Here is a 19,274-nt window from a genome sequence, read left to right on the forward strand (position 1 = left end):
AGGTACAGCCACAACCCACGGCCCGCCCTCTCCCCGACCACGCCCGGTCAGGCCTGGCCGGCCTGCCGCGCCAGCGGGTTGGAGCCGATGGAGTTGGCCACCGCGAAGCTGACCGTGCCGGAGACGTAGCGGTCGTCCGACCACTCAATGGGCCTCCCGGCCGGCGTCGTGGTCACCCGGCGGATCCGCAGCAGCGGGCTGCCGCGCCGGATGGCCAGCAGCCGGGCGTCCTCCGCGCCCGCCGCGACGGCGTCGATGACGTGCTCGCCGTAGGCGAAGATCATGCCGATGTCGTCGTAGAGCGCCTGGACCACCGACTCGCAGTCGGCCGGCAGCCGCTCCACCGCGTCGGCCATCCACTGCGCGTAGACGTTGCGCTCCAACAGTACTGACTCGCCGTCAAGTCCCCGCACCCGCAGGACCTGCAGCACCTCCTCGCCGGGTTGGACCAGCAGTCGCTCGGCGTCCTCGACGGTCGCCGCGCGGCGGAACTGCTGGATCACCTCCCCGGTAGCCGTGCGGCCCATCGCGCGCGCCCACTGCGCGAAGCTGCGCAGCTCCGCGAAGCTCTGGCTGCGGCGGCTGCCGAGCACGACCCGGCGGGCGCCCTGGCGGGAGCCGATCCGGCCCTCGGCGGTCAGCGCCGCGACCGCCTGGCGGACCGTGCCGCGGGAGACCGAGTAGCGGGCGGACAACTCGGTCTCCGTGGGCAGGGGGCCGCCCACCCGGTACTCGCCGCGGTCGATGGCCTCGCGCAACGCCTCGGCGATCTCCTCATGCCGTGCGGCCACAGTGCGCTCCTCATTCGGTCCGAACATGCCGTTCCGCGTGCGTCGCGGCGGCGGCGTGATCGTACCGTTACGTGCACGACCTGCGAAATGCCGTTCCAGCTGCGGAAAATCCGACAGCGAATCGCATACGGCTGTTGACGCGCCGTTAACCGTCCAGACACCATGCTCGGGCGTACTGTCATCGACTTGTTCGGACAAGTGATTCGCAACTGACGCCTCCTCAGGAGACCATCGTGACCTCCACCCCTGCCCGGGCCGCCGCTCTCACCGGCGTACTGGTCGCCTCCGCTCTCGCGCTCACCGCCTGTGGTTCCGCTGCCTCTGTCAAGGGCAACGCCCCCGGCTCCAATGACGCGGCCAAGGCCTCCTCCGCCACCTCCGTCGCCGACTTCGGTGGCATGGACGCGCTCGTCGCGGCGGCGAAGAAGGAGGGCACGCTCAACGTGATCACCCTCCCCAAGGACTGGGCCAACTACGGCAAGCTGATGGACGGCTTCACCGCCAAGTACGGGATCAAGATCAACGACGAGAACCCCGAGGGCTCCAGCCAGGACGAGATCAACGCGATCACGACCCGGAAGAACCAGGACCGCGCGCCCGACGCCGTCGACGTCGGCGGCGCCTTCGCGATCCAGGGTCAGAAGCAGGGCCTCTTCGCGTCCTACAAGGTCGCCAACTTCGCCGAGATCCCGGCCGGCCGCGCGGCCACCGACGGCACCTGGTTCAACGACTACGGCGGCTACGTCTCCATCGGCTGCAACGCCACCAAGGTCAAGGTCTGTCCGAAGAGCTTCGCCGACCTGCTCAAGCCCGACTACAAGGGCATGGTCGCCCTCAACGGCGACCCGACGCAGGCCAACGCCGCCTTCTCCGCCGTCTATGCGGCCGCGCTCGCCAACGGTGGCTCGCTGGACAACGTCCAGCCCGGCATCGACTTCTTCGGCAAGCTCAAGAAGGCCGGCAACTTCAACCCGGTCAAGGCCAAGCAGAGCACGGTCGAGTCCGGCGAGACCCCGATCACGATCGACTGGGACTACCTGAACGCCGGCTACGCCACCGAGTTCCAGTCCAAGGGCATCAACTGGCAGGTCAACGTCCCGACGGACGGTCTGTACGCGGGTTACTACAACCAGGCCATCAACAAGTGGGCGCCGCACCCGGCCGCCGCCCGCCTGTGGGAGGAGTACCTGTACTCCACCGAGGGCCAGAACGGCTTCCTCGGCGGCTTCGCCCGCCCGGTCCTGATGGACTCGCTGAAGACGGCCGGCACCCTGGACACCGCCCTCGCCGCCAAGCTGCCGGCCGTGACCGGCACCGCGCCGATCCCGAGCCAGGACCAGATCACCAAGGCCAAGGCGACGGTTGCCGCCAACTGGACCAAGGCCATCGCCGGGTGAGCACCGCTCCCCTGAGCGCGACGCCCGCCCGCCGCCGCCTGCGCAAGGCGGCGGCGGGCCGGCTCGCCGTTGCTCCGCTACTGGTCTTCGTCGCCCTGGCGTTCGGCGTCCCCGCCCTCGCCATGGCCTTCGGCGCCTTCACCACGTACAACCCCGGACAGCCCAGTCAGTACACGATGGGCAACATCAGCGCCTCACTGCACGGCGGCTACCTCGACTCCCTGCTCGGCAGCGTCAAGCTCTCGGCGCTCTCCGCGCTGATCGGCGTGGTGGCCGGGCTGATGCTCGCACAGGCCGTGGTCACCTCCCGCTTCACGTTGCTGCGCACGGCGGTGCTCAGCGCCTCCGGCGTGCTGGCCAACTTCGGCGGCGTGCCGCTGGCCTTCGCGTTCATCACCACGCTCGGCAACGCCGGGATGCTGACCACCCGGCTGCACCTGGACCAGCACGGCTGGAGTCTCTACTCCTTCAACGGCCTGACCCTGGTCTACCTGTACTTCCTGATCCCGCTGATGGTGCTGAGCGTCATCCCGTCCCTGGACGGCCTGCGCCGCCAGTGGCGCGAGGCCGCGCAGAACAACGGCGCGACCACCTGGCAGTACTGGCGTCACGTGGCCCTGCCGGTGCTGGCCCCCTCGCTGCTGGGCGGCTTCGTGCTGCTCTTCGGCACCGCGTTCGCCGCCTACGCCACGGCCGCGGCCATGGTCGGCGCGAGCGTCCCGCTGATCACGCTGCAGATCGCCACGGCGCTCAGCGGCAACGTCGACCCGAACGCCACCAACGTGGCCCTGGCCATGAGCCTCGACATGGTGGTGATCGCCACGCTGGTCATGGTCGTCTACCTCCCCCTGCAACGCCGGAGCGCCCGATGGCTGGTCTGACCGCGTCCGCCCCGATCCCCGAGCTCGCCGCCACGGACCCGAACGCGGGCGGCCGTCCGTCGCGCGGCCGCGGGGTGCTCTCCAGGCTCGGCCGGATCCGCTTCGGCCGCAGCGCGGTGCTGCTGATCTCCGGGCTGTACTTCGTCACCCCGCTGATCAGCACGCTCTGGTTCACGGTCGACAACTCGCCCTCCGGCTTCAGCCTGGACGCGTACCGGCAGATCTTCACGGTGTCGGGCCTGTGGCCCGCGCTGCAGCTCTCGCTGCTGCTCGCCGCCGGGACCATCCTGCTGGTCTACCTGCTGCTGATCCCGACCGTGGTCGCGGTCCGCCTGGGCGGCCCGAAGCTGCGCACCGTCGTCGAGCTGACCTGCACGCTGCCGCTGGTCGTCCCCTCGATCGCGCTGACGGCGGGCATCTCGACGGTGCTCCGCTGGTGCAACGACAACCTGGCGCCGACCCCCTTCTACCGGACCTACCTGCTCACGCAGAACGGGAACTTCCCGGTGGTGCTGCTGCTGGCCTACGTGGTGATGGCGCTGCCGCTGGCGTTCCGCACCCTCGACGCCGGTATGCGCGCGCTGGACGTGCGCACCCTGCTGGAGGCCGCGCAGAACAACGGCGCGAGCCGGGGCCGGGCCATCGTCAGCGTCATCCTGCCCAACATGCGCACGGCGCTGCTGAACACGGCGTTCCTCACGCTGGCGCTGGTGCTGGGCGAGTTCACCGTGGCCTCGATCCTCGGGTACGTGCCCTTCGCCGTCTGGATCGTCAACGGGAACAGCGCCGGACAGGGACCCGTCACCGTGGCCGTCTCCATTGTCAGCCTGCTGCTCACCTGGCTGCTGCTGCTCGTGCTCTCCGCCGGAGGCGGACGCCGCGGCGGCGCACCGGCCGGCAGCTGACCGGGCAACCGAACCACCTTCACAGCATCACCTCCGAGGAGCTCCAGGAGTGTCCATGACCACCGACCCCGCGCCCGCGACGTCCGTCGCCGCCGTGCCCTCCCCTGCGGGGCCGACGAATGACACTGTCGCCATTGCAGCACCCGCCACTGACAGGTCCCCGGAGAAGGCCGCCGCGAACGCAGGCGCGACCGTGGAATTCGTCGGCCTGCGCCGCGCCTTCGGCGCGACCACGGCCCTGGACGGCCTCGACCTGACGGTCCGCCCCGGCGAACTGCTGGCCCTGCTCGGCCCCTCCGGCTGCGGCAAGACCACCGCGCTGCGGATGCTGGCCGGCTTCGAGACCCCCGACTCGGGCAAGGTCCTGGTCGACGGCGAGGACGTCACGCACATTCCCGCGCATCGCCGTGACGCGGGCATGGTGTTCCAGTCCTACAGCCTCTTCCCGCACCTGAACGCCCGCGACAACGTCGCCTTCGGCATGAAGATGCGGAAGACGCCGGCCGCGGAGCGCCGCCGCCGCGCGGACGAGCTGCTGGAGCTGGTGGGTCTGCCGACCCACGGCGACCGCTACCCCCACCAGCTCTCCGGCGGCCAGCAGCAGCGGATCGCGCTGGCGCGCGCGCTGGCCCTGCAGCCGCGGGTGCTGCTGCTGGACGAGCCGCTGTCCGCGCTGGACGCGAAGGTCCGACTCAACCTGCGCGAGGAGATCCGCAGGCTCCAGCAGGAGCTGGGCATCACCACGCTCTTCGTCACGCACGACCAGGAGGAGGCGCTGTCGATGGCGGACCGCGTCGCGGTCATGCACGCGGGCCGCCTTGAGCAGTGCGACACCCCGGCGGAGCTCTACGCGCGCCCGACGACGGCGTTCGTGGCGGAGTTCGTCGGCACGATGAACCGGATCCCCGGCGCGGTCGCCGCGGCGGGCGACGTGGTCGAGGTCCTCGGCCAGCGCCTGCCGATCGACGGGACGACGACGGTCCGGGGCGACGCGGACGTGCTGGTCCGCCCGGAGAACGTGAACGTCACGGCGGGCGGCGGCCAGGGCGCGTTGGTCGCCGGCACGACCTTCCTCGGCGCGGTCACCCGCCTCGCGGTCCAACTCCCTGACGGCTCCATCCTCAAGGCCGACCTCTCCACCCACGACGCGGCGGTGCTCCCCGCGGGCACGGGCGTCACCGTGTCCCTCCCCGAACGCGCGGTCCTCGTGGACTCCCGCACCAAGAGCTAGTTGCACTATCTCTTCAGGGGCGCGAGGCTCTGCCGATTTGCCCCTCCGGCGCGTGGGCGCGACAAGGCTGCACTATTCGGGGGCGCGAGGAACTGCGCGACAAGCCACCCGGGGTGGGGAGCCGCCGAACGAGCAGGGCCATCCGCACAGGGTGGTTGCTCGCGCAGCTCCTCGCGCCCCCGAGGTGCAACTGCACGCGGCAGCGCACAGCAGAACCTCGCGCCCCCGAAGATTGCAACCGACCCATTCACTTCAACGAAAGGCGAGCTTCGTGCCCAGCCGCACCACCCTGCAGGCAGTCCTCTTCGACATGGACGGCACCCTGGTCGACACCGAAGGGCTGTGGTGGCAAGCGGCTGAAGAGGAGGCACGGCAGCTGGGTCTCACGCTCAGCGACGCCGACGTCCCCGACGTCCTCGGCCGCGCCGTCGAGCACACCGCAGCCCACCTCCACGGCATCTCGGACGGCGCGAAGTCGGAGGCGTCCATCGCCGCCGCTCTCGACCACCGATTCGTCGAGTTGGTGTCACAGCAGGTCGTCCCGCTGCCCGGCGCGCTCGAGCTGCTCGACGGCCTCGCCGACGCGGGGATCCGCACCGCGCTCGTCTCCGCGTCGCCGCGCCACGTCGTCGACCTCGTGCTCGACGCGCTCGGCCGGCGTCGCTTCGCGACGTCCTTCGCCGCAGGGGAGACGCCGCAGACCAAGCCCGCGCCCGACCCGTACCTCGCCGCCGTCCACGCTCTCGGCGCCTCCCCGGAGGGCTGCGTCGCCGTCGAGGACACCCCGACCGGCGTCGCCTCCGCCGAGGCCGCCGGGGTCGCGGTCGTCGCCGTGCCCTCCCTGACGCCGATCGCACCCGGCCCCGGCCGCGCCGTCGTGCGCAGCCTCCTGGACGTGGACCTCTCGCTGCTCCAGCGCCTGCTCGACTCCGCCGCCGCGTAGCCTCGTCGATCATGCCTGTTCTCTTTCTCGCCCTCGCCATCAGCTCGGAGATCTGCGCGACGGTCTCGCTCAAGTACACCCACGGCTTCACCCGGCTGCTGCCGAGCGTCGTCGTCGTGGTCGGCTACGTCGCCTCCTTCGCGCTGCTCAGCCAGGCGCTGAAGCAGATCCCGGTGAGCACCGCCTACGCGATCTGGTCGGGGGCCGGCACGGCTGTCGTCGCCGCGATCGGCTTCGCCTTCCTCGGTGAGGGTGTGAACCTGTGGAAGGCCGTCGGCATCGCCCTGATCATCGCCGGCGTCGTCGCCCTCAACCTAGGTGGCGCGGCGCACTCGTAGCATGGCGACATGACGGACGGGGTGGGGTTGGCAGAGGAGGACGCCGAGGGTCGGGAGGAGCCGGCGGAGAAGCGGGTCAGCTACGCGGAGGCCTTCTTCGACCTCGTCTTCGTCCTGTGCATCACCCAGATCTCCGGCCTGCTGCACGGTGACCACGACTGGGCCGGGGTCGGCCGCGCGCTGATCGTCTTCATCCCCGTCTACTGGTGCTGGGTCGGCACCAGCGTGCTGGCCAACACCCGCGACATGGACAACCCGCGCGGTCGGATCGGCATCTTCTCCGTCGGACTGTGCGGGCTCTTCCTCGCGCTCGCACTGCCGCAGGCGTACGGGTCGCGCGGGCTGCTGCTCGGCGCCTCCTACCTCGCCGCCCGCTGGCTGCTGGGTGGTCAGATAGCGGCCGGCCGAGGCGTACTGGTCGGCCCGATGGGCGTGGGCGCCCTGGTCACCGGCCCGCTGATGCTGGTCGGCGGCCTGGTCCACGACGGCCACCTCAGGGTCCTGCTCTGGGCCGTCGCCGCCGTGCTGGACCTGCTCACCCCGATGCTGGCCCGCCGTCAGCTGCGGGCGATCCGCTTCCACCCCACCCACCTGCCCGAGCGCTTCGCGCTCTTCCTGCTCATCGCGCTCGGCGAGGCGATCGTCTCGATCGGCGGACCGGTCGCGGCCGGGCCGACGCTGCGGGCGGACGAGGTACTGGCGGTGGCCGTCGCGTTCGTCGCCGCCTGCGGCCTGTGGTGGGTCTACTACGGCTACGCGGCGGACGCGATGCGGCACGCGATGACCACCACCCAGGCGCCCACGGACATCGTGCGCCAGGTGCTCTCGTACGGGCATCTGGCGTTCACGGGCGGCGTGATCGCCTTCGCCGCCGGGGTCTCGGCCGCTGCGACGCACCCCGGCGAGCGACTGCCGACCGGCGCGCTCGCCCTGCTCTTCGGCGGCTGCGCGCTGTTCCTGGCGACCTTCGGCTACACCCGCTGGCGCATGTTCCGCGCCATGGCCTGGACCAGGATCATCGCGGCGGCGGTCGTGCTGCTGATCGCGCCGCTCTGCTCCCGCCTCCCGGCCCTCGGCGCTCTCGGCGCGCTGGCCGCGGCGCTGGTCCTGCTGAACGTCGTGGAGTATGTGCGGGTCGAGCGCTCACCGAACCACACGATCTGAGCCCCCGAACGGCCTAGAGATTCCTCCAAAGCCTTACACATTCTGTTGACGCGGATCTTGGCCAGACCTACGTTTTCCTTCAGTCGAAATGCGGATACCACATCGCGGAATTCTGCCTCGCCCTGGCCACCCCCGGAGGTCCCGAGTGCCTGCTTCGCCCGCGTCCCACAACCAGTCCAGCCCCCACCCCGTCGACGAACTGCTGCCGCCGCCGAAACTCGTCGCCTACGGCCTCCAGCACATCGCCGCGATGTACGCCGGCGTCGTCGCGCCGCCACTGATCGTCGGCACCGCCGTCGGCCTGACCGGCAGTGAACTCACCCTGCTCATCGGCGCGGCGTTGCTCACCTCCGGCATCGCGACGCTGCTGCAGACTCTCGGCTTCTGGCGGATCGGTTCGCGGCTGCCCTTCGTCAACGGCATCAGCTTCGCCGGCGTCGCGCCGATGCTCGCGATCGTCAAGCAGTCCCATCCGGGCCAGGCGCTGCCCGCCATCTACGGCGCCCTGCTGATCGCCGGCGCGGCCGCGTTCCTGGCCGCTCCGTGGTTCGGCCGGCTGAACCGCTTCTTCCCACCCGTGGTCAGCGGCACCGTCATCACGCTGATCGGTCTCTCCCTCTTTCCGGTGGCGGCCGGCTGGGCGCAGGGCGGCAACCCGACCGCGGCCGACTTCGGCTCGGCCTCCAACATCGCCCTGGCCGGCGTGACGCTCGCGGTCATCCTGATCCTCAACCGCTTCCTGCGCGGCTTCCTCGGCAGCATCTCGATCCTGCTGGGCCTGGCCGCGGGAACGCTGCTGGCGATCCCGTTGGGCAAGAGCGACTTCGGCGCGCTGAGCAAGGTGCCGGTCTTCTCGATGCCCTCGCCGTTCCACTTCGGGGCGCCCACCTTCCAGCTCGGTGCGGTCATCTCGATGCTGATCGTCATGCTGGTCTCGATGACCGAGAGCACCGCCGACCTGCTCGCCCTCGGCGAGATCGTCGAACGCCCCGCCGACGAGCGCGTCATCGAGGGCGGCCTGCGAGCCGACGGCGCGGCCACCGTCCTGGCCGCCCTCTTCAACGGCTTCGCCGCCACCGCCTTCGCCCAGAACATCGGCCTGATCGCGCTGACCAAGGTGCGCAGCCGCTTCGTCGTGGCGACCAGCGGGGTGATCCTGATCCTGCTCGGCCTCTTCCCCGTGGCGGGCGCGCTGGTCAGCGTGGTGCCGCAGCCCGTGCTCGGCGGGGCCGGTCTTGCGCTCTTCGGCACGGTCACCGCGAGCGGCATCCGGACGCTGACCGCGGCGCGGCTGGACGAGAACGGCAACCTGCTGACGGTCGCGGTGGCGCTCGGCTTCGGCGTACTGCCGATCGCGGCGCCCAACTTCTACGCGCACTTCCCGCAGCTGGTGCAGACGGTGATGAACTCCGGGATCAGCGCGGGCTGCCTGGTGGCCATCACCCTGAACATCTTCTTCAACCAGCTCGGCCGCCGCCCGGCCCTGCCGCTCCCGACCGAAATCGTCGCCTCCGCTCCCGACCGGGCGGGAGCACCGACCGGGTAGGCTCCGGAGCCATGAGGATCACCGTCATCGGAACCGGATACCTGGGCGCGACCCACGCAGCCTGCATGGCCGAGCTCGGCTACGAGGTGCTGGGCCTGGACATCGACCCGGAGAAGATCGCCACCCTCTCCCAGGGCCGGTCCCCGATGTACGAACCCGGCCTCGACGAGCTGCTGGAGCGCCACGTCTCCTCCGGCCGGCTCCGTTTCACCACCGACTGGGCCGAGGTCGGCGGCTTCGGTGACGTGCACTTCGTCTGCACCAACACCCCGCAGCGCAAGGGCGAGTTCGCCTGCGACATGTCGTACGTGGAGTCGGCCTTCGACTCCCTCGCCCCGCACCTGCGCGAGAACGCGGTCGTCGTCGGCAAGTCGACCGTCCCGGTCGGCAGCGCGGCCCGGCTGGCCGAACGGCTGGCCGGGGTCGCGCCCGCCTCGGTCGAGCTGGCCTGGAACCCGGAGTTCCTGCGCGAGGGCTACGCGGTGCAGGACACCCTGCACCCGGACCGTCTGGTCGTCGGCGTCCGCAGCGAGCTCGCGGAGGCGGTGCTGCGCGAGGTCTACGCACCGCTGACCGAGGCCGGGGTGCCCTTCGTGGTGACCGACTTCGCCACCGCCGAGCTGGTGAAGACGGCGGCGAACTCCTTCCTGGCGACCAAGATCTCCTTCATCAACGCGATGGCCGAGGTCTGCGAGGCCTCTGGCGCGGACGTGGTCCAGCTCTCGGCGGCGCTCGCGTTCGACGAGCGCATCGGCGGCAAGTTCCTGAACGCCGGGCTGGGCTTCGGCGGCGGCTGCCTGCCCAAGGACATCCGGGCCTTCATGGCCCGCGCGGGCGAGCTGGGCGCGGACCAGGCGCTGACCTTCCTCCGCGAGGTCGACTCGATCAACATGCGCCGCCGCTCGCGCATGGTCGAGCTGGCCCGCGAGCAGTGCGGCGGCGGCTTCCTCGGCCGCCGCATCGCCGTCCTCGGCGCCGCCTTCAAGCCCAACTCGGACGACGTCCGCGACTCCCCCGCGCTCAACGTCGCCGCGCAGATCCAGCTGCAGGGCGGCCAGGTCACCGTCTACGACCCGAAGGCGATGGACAACGCCCGCAAGCTCTTCCCCGGCCTCTCCTTCGCCCCGACCGCGCTCGAAGCGGCGGCGGGCGCCCACGTCGTCCTCCACCTGACGGAGTGGCAGGAGTTCCGCGACCTCGACCCGGCCGCCCTCTCCTCGATCGTCGCCGAACGCCGCATCCTCGACGGCCGCAACGTCCTCGACCCCCAGCGCTGGCGCGCCGCGGGCTGGACGTACCGCGCGCTGGGACGCCCGGGGGAATGACCGGCGGCGGACCCTGGTTGTCCGTGGCGGAAGCGGTTACAGCGGTTGACCAGGAGGCGGAGGCGACGCGTGTACGGCGACGGCGAGACGGTACGGAAGATCCTCACGGAGTCCGGTGACACCTGGGCGATCGTCGGGCTCTCCTCCAACGAGCACCGCGCCGCCTACGGCGTGGCCCGGGTCCTCCAGCGCTACGGCAAGCGCATCGTCCCCGTCCACCCGAAGGCCGAGACCGTCCACGGCGAGCAGGGCTATGCGAGCCTCGCCGAGGTGCCGTTCCCGGTGGACGTGGTGGACGTGTTCGTCAACAGCGACCTGGCCGGAGCCGTCGCGGACGACGCCGTCGCGATCGGCGCGAAGGCCGTCTGGTTCCAGCTCGACGTCATCGACGTCGAGGCCTACGCGCGCACCCGCGAGGCGGGCCTCGCGATGGTGATGGACCGGTGCCCGGCTATCGAGATCCCGCGTCTCGGCGACTGAACGCCTCCTCCAGGGCGGCATCGGCCTCCGCCTCGGTGGTCGCGGCGAAGAGCGGGTCCTCGCCGCGCTCGTAGCCGTGGCCGTCGGGCGTGGCGACGGCCGGATCGAGGCCCATGATGGCGCCGAGACCCATCGGGGGCATGTCCCCGTAGAGGCACTGGTAGGCCCCCGCGCGGATCGAGAGCATCTCGTGCCAGATGCCGATGGCGCCGTTGCTCTTGAAGTAGCGCTTCCAGAAGGCGTCCTGGGCGGGGCGGTGGCCACGGTCGGGGGCGTGGGCGAAGGCGCGGATGTCGCCGGCGCGACGCCAGTACTGGATGACGGTCGCCTGCCCGGGGGCAGGGCCCAGGAGCATGCGGTAGCCCAGCAGCCCGCTGTCCGCGTCGGCGGCGAGTTCGCGCAGCATGCGCGGCATCGCCATCGCGACCGGGAGCCAGGAGCGGACCGCGCGCCAGCGGTTGACCCGCAGTCCGATCAGCAGGATCGCCACCGGCTCGCCGTTCTCGGCAGTGAACCGGCCGCGCATCGGTCCGGGCCCGTACTCGGCGGTGCGGGGGCCCGGACGGGTCCATTCAAGACGGGCGAGCAGACGTATACCGTTGGTCCTGTCGATTCCATCCATAGATGGATAGTGGCACTATCCATAGCATCTGTCGAGCCGTCAGAACGGAGATTCTCCCTTGCAGCTCTCGGAGTTGAGCGAACGCAGCGGAGTCTCCGTCGCCAGCGTCAAGTACTACCTGCGCGAGGGCCTGCTGTCGCCCGGCACCCCGGTGAGCGCCCGCAAGGCCGAGTACGACGAGGAGCATCTGCGCAGGCTGCGCCTGGTCCGGGCGATGCTGACCGTCGGCGGCATGTCCGTCGCCCAGGCGCGCGACGTGCTCGCCGTCGCCGAGGACCCGGCCTTCGGGCGGCACGAACGCCTCGGCGTCGCCCAGTACATGCTCCCCCCGCACGTCACGCCCCCGGCGGAGGACGCCCCTGAACGAGACGCCTGGAACGCGCTGCGCGGGGAGGTCCTCCAGCTGCTGCAGCGCGAGCTGGGCTGGCGGATCCACGACGCCGCCCCCGCTGTGGACACGCTGACCCAGGCCATCAGCACGCTGCGCGCGCTGGGCTATCGCAGCAGCACGGACGTGCTGCGGCACTACGCCGAGGCGCTGCAGCCGATCGCCGAGGCGGAGTACCAGGTGATCGAGGAGTTCCCGGTCATGGAGGAGGCCATCGAGGCGATGATCGCCTACACCCTCCTCTACGAACCGGTGCTGCTGTCGCTGCGGCGGCTGGCCCATGAGGACGTCTCCGCCGCCAGACTGCTGCACGCCGAGCCGACGGACGCACCCGCGTAGCGGCGACTGCTACCCGCCGAGCGCGAAGACCCGCTCGCCGCCGACGAAGGTCTGCTCGACGCGGGTCGCGCCGATCTCCTCCTGCGGCCCCGCGAAGGGGTCGCGGTCCAGGACCGTCAGGTCGGCGAGGGCGCCGGGGCGGATGACGCCGGCGTCGTCGAGGTGGTTCACGTGGGCGCTGCCCGCCGTGTAGGCGGCGATCGCCGTCGTCAGGTCCAGGCGCTGCTCAGGGAGGAAGACCTCGCGGTCGTCGCCGTGGTTGACGCGGTTGACCGCGACGTGGATGCCCTCCCACGGGTTCGGCGTGGACACCGGCCAGTCGCTGCCCGCGGCCAGCGTCGCGCCTGCCCGCAGCAGGTCGCCGAAGGGGTACTGCCAGGAGGCCAACTCGCCACCGAGGAAGGGGATGCAGAGCGCGTCGAGCTGCGGCTCGTGCGCCGCCCACAGCGGCTGCAGGTTCGCGACCGCCCCCAGCCGCGCGAAGCGCGGGACGTCCTCGGGGTGGACGACCTGCAGGTGGGCGAGATGGTGCCGGTTGTCGCGGCGGCCATTGGCCACGACGGCGGCCTCGACCGCGTCCAGCGCCTCGCGCACCGCGCGGTCGCCGAGGGCGTGGAAGTGCACCTGGAAGCCCAGCGCGTCCAGCTCGGTGACGTGCGAACGCAGCGCGACCGGGTCCACGAAGCTCAGGCCGGCGTTGCCGGTCGCGCAGCCGCAGGCGTCCTTGTAGGGGACGGTCATCGCCCCGGTGAAGTTCTCGACGATGCCGTCCTGCATGATCTTGACCGAACCGGCCCGGAACCGACCCACCGTCAGCTTGTCGCGTCTGGCGACCAGTTCGGGGATCTGCTCGGCCCCGCGCTCGCGGTCCCACCACAGCGCGCCGTTGACGCGCGCGGTCAGCCGACCGTCGGCCGCGGCGGCGAGGTAGGCGTCGGAGACGTCGGGCTGGCCGTTGAAGACGCCGAGGATGGCGTCCTGCCAGGCGGTGATCCCGAGCGAGTGCAGGTGCGCCTGCGCGCGGAGCAGCCCCTTGACGCGGTCCTCGACCGTCGCCTTCGGCACCAGACGGGCGACCAGAACCGTCGCGCCCTCCTGCAGCATGCCGCCGGGCGTGCCGTCGGGCTCCCGCTCGATCCGGCCGTCGGCCGGGTCCGGCGTGTCTGCGGTGAGGCCGGCCATCTCCAGGGCGCGGGTGTTGGCCCAGGCGCCGTGGTGGTCGCGGTTGAGCAGGAAGACCGGGCGGTCCGGCACGATCTCGTCGAGCTGGGCCCGGCTGGGCAACCCGCCCTCGAAAGCCTCCATGGCCCAGCCCGCGCCGGTGATCCACGGCCGGGTCGGCTGCGCGGCGGCGTACTCGGCGATGCGACGCCGGTACTCGCCGAGGTCGGTGGCCCCGGAGAGGTCGCACTCGCCCATCTCGACGCCTGCGTACACGGCGTGGACGTGAGCGTCCTGAAAGCCGGGCAGCAGGGCGCGTCCGCGCAGGTCGACGATCTCGGTCCCAGGCCCCGCGAGCTCCCGCAGGTCGTCGTGCCCGACGGCGAGAATCCGCTGCCCACTGACCGCGACGGCGGTCGCCCTGGTCCGGGCGGCGTCCATGGTGAGGACGGGACCGCCCACGAAGAGGACGTCGATGTCGTTTACCACGCGGTATCCCCCTGTCAACGGCGTTGTCACCAGGAATGCTAACCGCAAGATTCAGCCGCGGACGCGAAGGGCACGTTGCACCACCTCAGGGGCGCGAGGAACTGCGCGACAAGCCACCGGCATGCGGATGGTCCTCAAGGAGCAGGGCCATCCGCACAGGGTGGTTGCTCGCGCAGTTCCCCGCGCCCCTGAGGGAAAAGCTAGCCGTCCAGGCCGTCGATCGTCGCGATCGACGGCGCCTGCCCGCGCAGGTCGCGGGCGACCAGCTCGGCGTCGCGGAGGACGCGGACCGCGTTGCCCCAGGTCAGCTTCGCGAGGTCCGCGCGGGACCACCCGCGCCTCAGCAGTTCGGCGATCAGGTTCGGGTAGCCCGCCACGTCGTCCAGTCCCTGCGGGGTGAACGCCGTGCCGTCGTAGTCGCCGCCCACACCGATGTGGTTGACGCCGGCCACCTCACGCAAGTGGTCGAGGTGGTCGGCCACCGTCGCCTCCGTCGCCACCGGGCGGGGATTCGCCGCCTCGAACGCGGCCTGGACCGCCAGCCCCGCCGGAGAGAGGTCCAGCGGATGGAAGCCGTGCTCGACCATGTTCGCGTCCGCGTCCTCCGTCCACGACACCGCCGCAGGCAGCACGAACTTCGGCACGAACGTCGCCATCGCCACACCGCCGTTGGCCTGCAGCTGCGCCAGCACGTCGTCCGGGATGTTACGCGGGTGGTCGCAGACCGCACGCGCGGAGGAGTGCGAGAAGATCACCGGCGCCCGCGTCACCCGCAGCGCCGCCCGCATCGTGTCGGCGGACACGTGCGAGAGGTCGACCAGCATGCCGAGGCGGTTCATCTCGCGGACGACCTCCTCGCCGAAGCGGGTCAGGCCGCCGGCCTTCGGCTCGTCCGTCGCGGAGTCCGCCCAGGCGGTGTTGTCGTTGTGCGTGAGCGTCAGATAGCGCACGCCCAGCGTGTACAGCACCCGCAGCGTCGCCAGCGAGTCGTTGATCGAGTGGCCGCCCTCCGCGCCCAGCAGCGAGGCGATCCGGCCCCGGGCCCGCGCCTGCTCCATGTCGTCCGCGCTCAGCGCGAGCCGCAGCCGGTCGGGGTAGCGGGCGACCAGCGCGTACACGCAGTCGATCTGCTCCAGCGTCGCGCTGACCGCGTTGTCCCCGCCGAGGCTCGACGGCACGTAGACCGACCAGAACTGCGCGCCGACGCCGCCCGCGCGCAGCCGGGCGAGGTCGGTGTGCAGGTGGGCGCGCTGGTCCGTGGCGATGTCACGTCGCGTCAGGTCGTAGCCGACCTGCTCGCGCAGCTTCCACGGCAGGTCGTTGTGCCCGTCCACGATCGGGTACTCGGCCAGCAGATCACGCGCTTCCGCCAGCAGTTCGGCGTCCGCCACCACGCTCAGCCCCCGAAGCCGAAGCTGGCGCCGCCGCCCGCGACCTTGGACCGCAGCTTGCGGCCCTTCTCCGCGGCCTGCTCGTTCAGCTCCTGCTGGAAGTCCGCCATCTTCTGCGCCAGGTCTGCGTCGAACGCCGCCAGCAGCCGGACCGCCAGCAGGCCCGCGTTGCGGGCGCCGCCGATGGAGACCGTGGCCACCGGCACCCCGGCCGGCATCTGCACGATGGACAGCAGCGAGTCCATCCCGTCCAGGTACTTCAGCGGCACCGGCACGCCGATGACCGGCAGCGTGGTGACCGAGGCCAGCATGCCCGGCAGGTGCGCCGCGCCGCCCGCGCCCGCGATGACCGCCTTGAGGCCGCGGCCCGCGGCCTGCTCGCCGTAGGAGATCATCTCGCGCGGCATCCGGTGCGCGGAGACCACGTCAACCTCGAAGGGGACCTCGAACTCCTCCAGCGCCTGCGAGGCGGCCTCCATGACCGGCCAGTCGGAGTCCGAACCCATGACGATGCCGACGAGCGGACGCCCGTTCTCGGTCATTCTGTGATGTCCCCTCGGATGTAGGCGGCGGCGTGACGGGCGCGCTCGCGCACGTCGTCCAGGTCGTCGCCGAACACTGTGACGTGGCCCACCTTACGGCCGGGCTTCACGTCCTTGCCGTACATGTGGATGCGCAGCCCGGGATCGCGCGCCATGCAGTGCAGGTACGCGCTGTACATGTCCGGGTAGTCCCCGCCGAGCACGTTCACCATGACCGTCCACGGCTGACGCGGACGCGGGTCGCCGAGCGGCAGGTCGAGCACGGCGCGGACGTGGTTCTCGAACTGCGAGGTGACCGCGCCGTCGATGCTCCAGTGCCCGGAGTTGTGCGGACGCATGGCCAGCTCGTTGACCAGCACCCGGCCGTCGCGCGTCTCGAAGAGCTCGACCGCGAGGTGGCCGGTGATGTCCAGCTCCCCGGCGATCCGCAGCGCGAGCGCCTGAGCCTGGGCGGCGAGGGAGTCCGGCAGCTCGGGGGCGGGGGCGACGACCTCGTGGCAGATGCCGTTCACCTGGACCGACTCGACGACCGGGTACGCCACGGCCTGCCCGTGCGGGGAGCGCACGACGTCGGCGGCGAGCTCGCGGACGAAGTCGACCTTCTCCTCGGCGAGCACGGGCACGCCGGCGCGGAACGGCTCTGCGGCCTCCGCCTCGTCGGCGACAACCCAGACACCCTTGCCGTCGTAACCCCCACGGGTGGTCTTCAGCACGACGGGATACCCGTCACCCTCTTGGGCGAATTTCGTCACGTCGGCCGGGTCGGCGACGAGCCGGTGGCGCGGGCAGGGGGCCCCGATGGCGTCCAGCTTGGCCCGCATCAGGCCCTTGTCCTGCGCGAACACCAACGCGTCGGGCCCCGGCCTGATGACGACGCCCTCGGCCTGGAGGGTGCGCAGGTGCTCGGTCGGCACGTGCTCGTGGTCGAACGTGATCACGTCGCACCCGGCCGCGAAGCGGCGCAGCGTGTCGAGGTCGCGGTAGTCGCCGAGGACGACGTCGCCCACCACCAGGGACGCCGAGTCCTGCGGCGTGTCCGCCAGCAGCTTGAACCGCACGCCCAGCGGGATCGCCGAGTCGTGCGCCATCCGGGCCAGCTGCCCGCCACCGATCATGCCAACCACGGGAAAAGTCACACCGCAAGGATATCGGTACCCGGAATGCCCGGATCCGCCCACGTCGCAGCAGGTGCAGGTGGGGCAAAGTTCCATGAGGATTTAACAGGAGAAGTATTTGTCACACCGGCGCGCCGTCTATCGTCGTGTAGGGCACCCAGGCATCGTGCGCGGTTCTCCGCGCCGAGTAGAGACGGAAACCAGCAGCCATGACCGTAACCCCCCTCAGCGGTGGACGTACGCCGAGTGCTCTGCGCCGCCTTGCCAACGAGGTGGCGAAGTTCGGCATCGTCGGGATATCGGGCCTCGTGATCCAGCTGGTCGCGCTCGCGGTGCTGCTGGACTTCATGCAGCCGGTGCGCGCGAACATCGTCGCGACCCTGATCGCTATCGCGACGAACTACGTGGGCTACCGCTACTGGGTGTACCGGGACGCTGACAAGAAGACCAGGTCGCGGGAGATCACCCTGTTCCTGATCTTCAGCGGGGTCGGTCTGGTGATCCAGAACGGTGTGCTGTTCGCGCTGACCTACGGTCTGGGCTTCCACACCAAGCTGGAGAACATGATCTGCACGGTGGTGGGCATCGGCGTGGCCACGCTCTTCCGCTTCTGGGCTTACCGCACGTGGGTCTTCAAGGCCGTGCCCCAGGTCGAGGAGGCGGTGGAGGCGGCTGAGCAGATCCTCGCCGCCGAGCACGTCAAGCGCGCGGCTGCTTCCCGCAGCGCCCGCTGAGCCTTCCGCAAGCGAGGTAGTTGCACTGCCTCAGGGGCGCGAGGCTCTGCCGATATGCGGCTCCGCCGCGTGGGCGCGACACGTCACGACGGAGGGCCAGTTGCAACCTCCCAGGGGCGCGGGGAACTGCGCGACAAGCCACCGGCATGCGGATGGTCCTCAACGCGCAGGGCCATCCGCACAGGGTGGTTTCTCGCGCAGTTCCTCGCGCCCCTGACGTGCTGCAAGTCACTCTTCGTGGTAACCGGTGAGGAACAGCGCGAAGACCGGGGGTCGCTGCGAGAGCAGCTCCAGACGCCCGCCGTCCGCCTCCGCGAGGTCGCGGGCGACGGCGAGGCCGATGCCAGTCGAGTTGTGGCCGCTGACCGCCCGCTCGAAGACCCGCGCGCCCAGCTCGTCGGGTACGCCGGCGCCCTCGTCCTGGACCTCGATGACGACCTTCGTGTCCCGCACCCGGGTCCGCAGCGTGACGGACCCGTCACCGTGCATGAGCGAGTTCTCGATCAGCGCCGCGATCACCTGGGCCACCGCGCCGGGCGTGCCCACCGCCCACAGTCCGGGCGGGCCCTCCAGGTAGAGCTTGCGCCCGTAGCGCCGCAGCGCCGGGCGCCACTCCTCCGCCTGCTGCTTGATGACCTCGTCGATGTCGAAGGCGACAGCCGACGTGTTCCGCGACTCCCTGCTGTTGGTGAGCAGCCGCTGGACCACGTCCGTCAGGCGTTCCACCTGGCCCAGGGCGATCGCGGCCTCCTCCTTCACCGTGCCGAAGTCGTCCGTCTCTACGATCTCCTCCAACCGCATCGACAGCGCGGTCAGCGGCGTCCGCAGCTGGTGCGAGGCGTCGGCGGCGAGCCTGCGCTCCGCGGTCAGCATCCGGCCGATCCGCTCCGCGCTCTGGTCGAGCACCTCGGCGACGCGGTCCAGCTCGGCCATGCCGTAGCGGCGCTGTCGCGGTCGCGGGTCGCCGGAGCCGAGGCGCTCCGCGGTCTCCGCGAGTTCGAGCAACGGGCGAGTGATCCGCTTGGCCTGCCAGATCGCGAGCGCCATCGCCGCCGCGACGGTCAGCGCGGCCACACCGGCGAGCAGCAGCAGCATCCGCAGCACGGACGAGTCGACCGGCTCACGGGACTCCTGGACGACGACCGTCTCGCCGTGCGCGCCGGTCTCGGTCGCGGTCACCGGGTTGTCGCCCGTGGGCGGACTCCCGAGCTTGATCGTCTCCCGGCCGGGGATCTGGACGGTGGCGTAGCGCTGGGAACCCTTGTCGTTCAGACCGGTCAGCGCCGAGGGGTCGATCGGCTCCTTGGCCGCGTAGCGGTTCTCGACCACACCGAGCAGGTGCACTGCTTCGGTCTTCACCGAGTCCTGCGCCGCGCCCTCGATGCTGCGCTTCTCGACCAGCGCCAGCGGCACGCTGAACAGGGCGACGGTCACCAGCACCACAGCCAGCGTGGAGTTCAGCAGCCTCCGCCTCACCGAACCAGCCCTGCCC

The 19,274-nt window shown here is 71.0% G+C and carries 19 protein-coding genes; 12 read left to right on the top strand and 7 right to left on the bottom strand.

The annotated features are described in order from the left end of the window. Positions 1–47: 47 nt before the first annotated feature. Positions 48–791, bottom strand: a complete 744-nt coding sequence (locus ABIA32_RS06240) for a GntR family transcriptional regulator (protein WP_370092838.1) — start codon at positions 789–791, stop codon at positions 48–50. Positions 792–1,024: 233 nt separating this feature from the next. On the opposite strand from ABIA32_RS06240, the gene ABIA32_RS06245 reads away from it, so the two are divergent. The 10 genes from ABIA32_RS06245 (at position 1,025) to ABIA32_RS06290 (ending at position 11,001) form a co-directional block, all read left to right on the top strand. Beyond that, on the top strand, positions 1,025–2,188 hold the full coding sequence (locus tag ABIA32_RS06245) for an ABC transporter substrate-binding protein (protein WP_370092839.1): 1,164 nt from the start codon (positions 1,025–1,027) through the stop codon (positions 2,186–2,188). Beyond that, positions 2,185–3,069, top strand: coding sequence for an ABC transporter permease (locus ABIA32_RS06250; RefSeq protein ID WP_370092840.1), 885 nt, complete (start codon positions 2,185–2,187; stop codon positions 3,067–3,069). Before ABIA32_RS06245 ends, ABIA32_RS06250 begins: the two co-directional genes overlap by 4 nt. Continuing rightward, positions 3,057–3,974, top strand: coding sequence for an ABC transporter permease (locus ABIA32_RS06255; protein WP_370092841.1), 918 nt, complete (start codon positions 3,057–3,059; stop codon positions 3,972–3,974). The genes ABIA32_RS06250 and ABIA32_RS06255 overlap by 13 nt, the downstream gene beginning before the upstream one ends. A 55-nt stretch (positions 3,975–4,029) precedes the next feature. Next, positions 4,030–5,205, top strand: a complete 1,176-nt coding sequence (locus tag ABIA32_RS06260) for an ABC transporter ATP-binding protein (protein ID WP_370092843.1) — start codon at positions 4,030–4,032, stop codon at positions 5,203–5,205. A 271-nt stretch (positions 5,206–5,476) separates the two neighbouring features. Further along, positions 5,477–6,148 carry an HAD family hydrolase gene (locus ABIA32_RS06265; RefSeq protein WP_370092844.1) on the top strand — a complete coding sequence of 224 codons (672 nt, stop codon included), beginning with the start codon at positions 5,477–5,479 and terminating at the stop codon, positions 6,146–6,148. A gap of 11 nt (positions 6,149–6,159) precedes the next feature. Next, on the top strand, positions 6,160–6,486 hold the full coding sequence (locus ABIA32_RS06270) for a multidrug efflux SMR transporter (protein ID WP_370092845.1): 327 nt from the start codon (positions 6,160–6,162) through the stop codon (positions 6,484–6,486). Positions 6,487–6,495: 9 nt separating this feature from the next. Then, positions 6,496–7,650 carry a low temperature requirement protein A gene (locus ABIA32_RS06275; RefSeq protein ID WP_370092846.1) on the top strand — a complete coding sequence of 385 codons (1,155 nt, stop codon included), beginning with the start codon at positions 6,496–6,498 and terminating at the stop codon, positions 7,648–7,650. Between the two features lie 88 nt (positions 7,651–7,738). Beyond that, positions 7,739–9,196, top strand: a complete 1,458-nt coding sequence (locus ABIA32_RS06280) for a nucleobase:cation symporter-2 family protein (protein WP_370092847.1) — start codon at positions 7,739–7,741, stop codon at positions 9,194–9,196. Positions 9,197–9,207: 11 nt separating this feature from the next. Further along, positions 9,208–10,521: a UDP-glucose/GDP-mannose dehydrogenase family protein gene (locus ABIA32_RS06285; protein ID WP_370092848.1), complete on the top strand. Its 1,314-nt coding sequence runs from the start codon at positions 9,208–9,210 to the stop codon at positions 10,519–10,521. Between the two features lie 69 nt (positions 10,522–10,590). After that, the gene (locus ABIA32_RS06290) at positions 10,591–11,001 is read left to right on the top strand and encodes a CoA-binding protein (RefSeq protein WP_370092849.1); all 411 of its coding nucleotides are present in this window, start codon (positions 10,591–10,593) and stop codon (positions 10,999–11,001) included. On the opposite strand, the gene ABIA32_RS06295 is transcribed toward ABIA32_RS06290, so the two are convergent. Beyond that, entirely contained in the window at positions 10,973–11,623 is a 651-nt protein-coding gene (locus ABIA32_RS06295) for a DUF4188 domain-containing protein (protein WP_370092850.1), read from the bottom strand. The two genes, ABIA32_RS06290 and ABIA32_RS06295, sit on opposite strands and share 29 nt — an antisense overlap. Positions 11,624–11,681: 58 nt before the next feature. On the opposite strand from ABIA32_RS06295, the gene ABIA32_RS06300 reads away from it, so the two are divergent. Continuing rightward, on the top strand, positions 11,682–12,350 hold the full coding sequence (locus ABIA32_RS06300; protein WP_370092851.1) for a MerR family transcriptional regulator: 669 nt from the start codon (positions 11,682–11,684) through the stop codon (positions 12,348–12,350). A gap of 9 nt (positions 12,351–12,359) precedes the next feature. On the opposite strand, the gene ABIA32_RS06305 is transcribed toward ABIA32_RS06300, so the two are convergent. The 4 genes from ABIA32_RS06305 to ABIA32_RS06320 all read right to left on the bottom strand — a co-directional run bounded on the left by ABIA32_RS06305 (position 12,360) and on the right by ABIA32_RS06320 (position 17,069). Then, on the bottom strand, positions 12,360–13,952 hold the full coding sequence (locus ABIA32_RS06305) for an amidohydrolase (RefSeq protein WP_370093152.1): 1,593 nt from the start codon (positions 13,950–13,952) through the stop codon (positions 12,360–12,362). A 248-nt stretch (positions 13,953–14,200) separates the two neighbouring features. Continuing rightward, positions 14,201–15,394, bottom strand: coding sequence for a dipeptidase (locus ABIA32_RS06310; RefSeq protein ID WP_370092852.1), 1,194 nt, complete (start codon positions 15,392–15,394; stop codon positions 14,201–14,203). 2 nt (positions 15,395–15,396) lie between these two features. Beyond that, a complete protein-coding gene (gene purE / locus ABIA32_RS06315; protein ID WP_370092853.1) occupies positions 15,397–15,933 on the bottom strand; it encodes a 5-(carboxyamino)imidazole ribonucleotide mutase in 537 nt (178 codons plus the stop codon). After that, on the bottom strand, positions 15,930–17,069 hold the full coding sequence (locus tag ABIA32_RS06320) for a 5-(carboxyamino)imidazole ribonucleotide synthase (protein WP_370092854.1): 1,140 nt from the start codon (positions 17,067–17,069) through the stop codon (positions 15,930–15,932). The genes purE and ABIA32_RS06320 overlap by 4 nt, the downstream gene beginning before the upstream one ends. 188 nt (positions 17,070–17,257) lie before the next feature. On the opposite strand from ABIA32_RS06320, the gene ABIA32_RS06325 reads away from it, so the two are divergent. Continuing rightward, on the top strand, positions 17,258–17,782 hold the full coding sequence (locus ABIA32_RS06325; RefSeq protein WP_370092855.1) for a GtrA family protein: 525 nt from the start codon (positions 17,258–17,260) through the stop codon (positions 17,780–17,782). Between the two features lie 228 nt (positions 17,783–18,010). Here the strand turns inward: ABIA32_RS06325 and ABIA32_RS06330 are convergent, their stop codons facing one another. Beyond that, entirely contained in the window at positions 18,011–19,258 is a 1,248-nt protein-coding gene (locus tag ABIA32_RS06330; RefSeq protein WP_370092856.1) for an ATP-binding protein, read from the bottom strand. Positions 19,259–19,274: the final 16 nt, after the last annotated feature.

Source organism: Streptacidiphilus sp. MAP12-20 (assembly GCF_041262525.1).
Taxonomy (GTDB): Bacteria; Actinomycetota; Actinomycetes; order Streptomycetales; family Streptomycetaceae; genus Streptacidiphilus.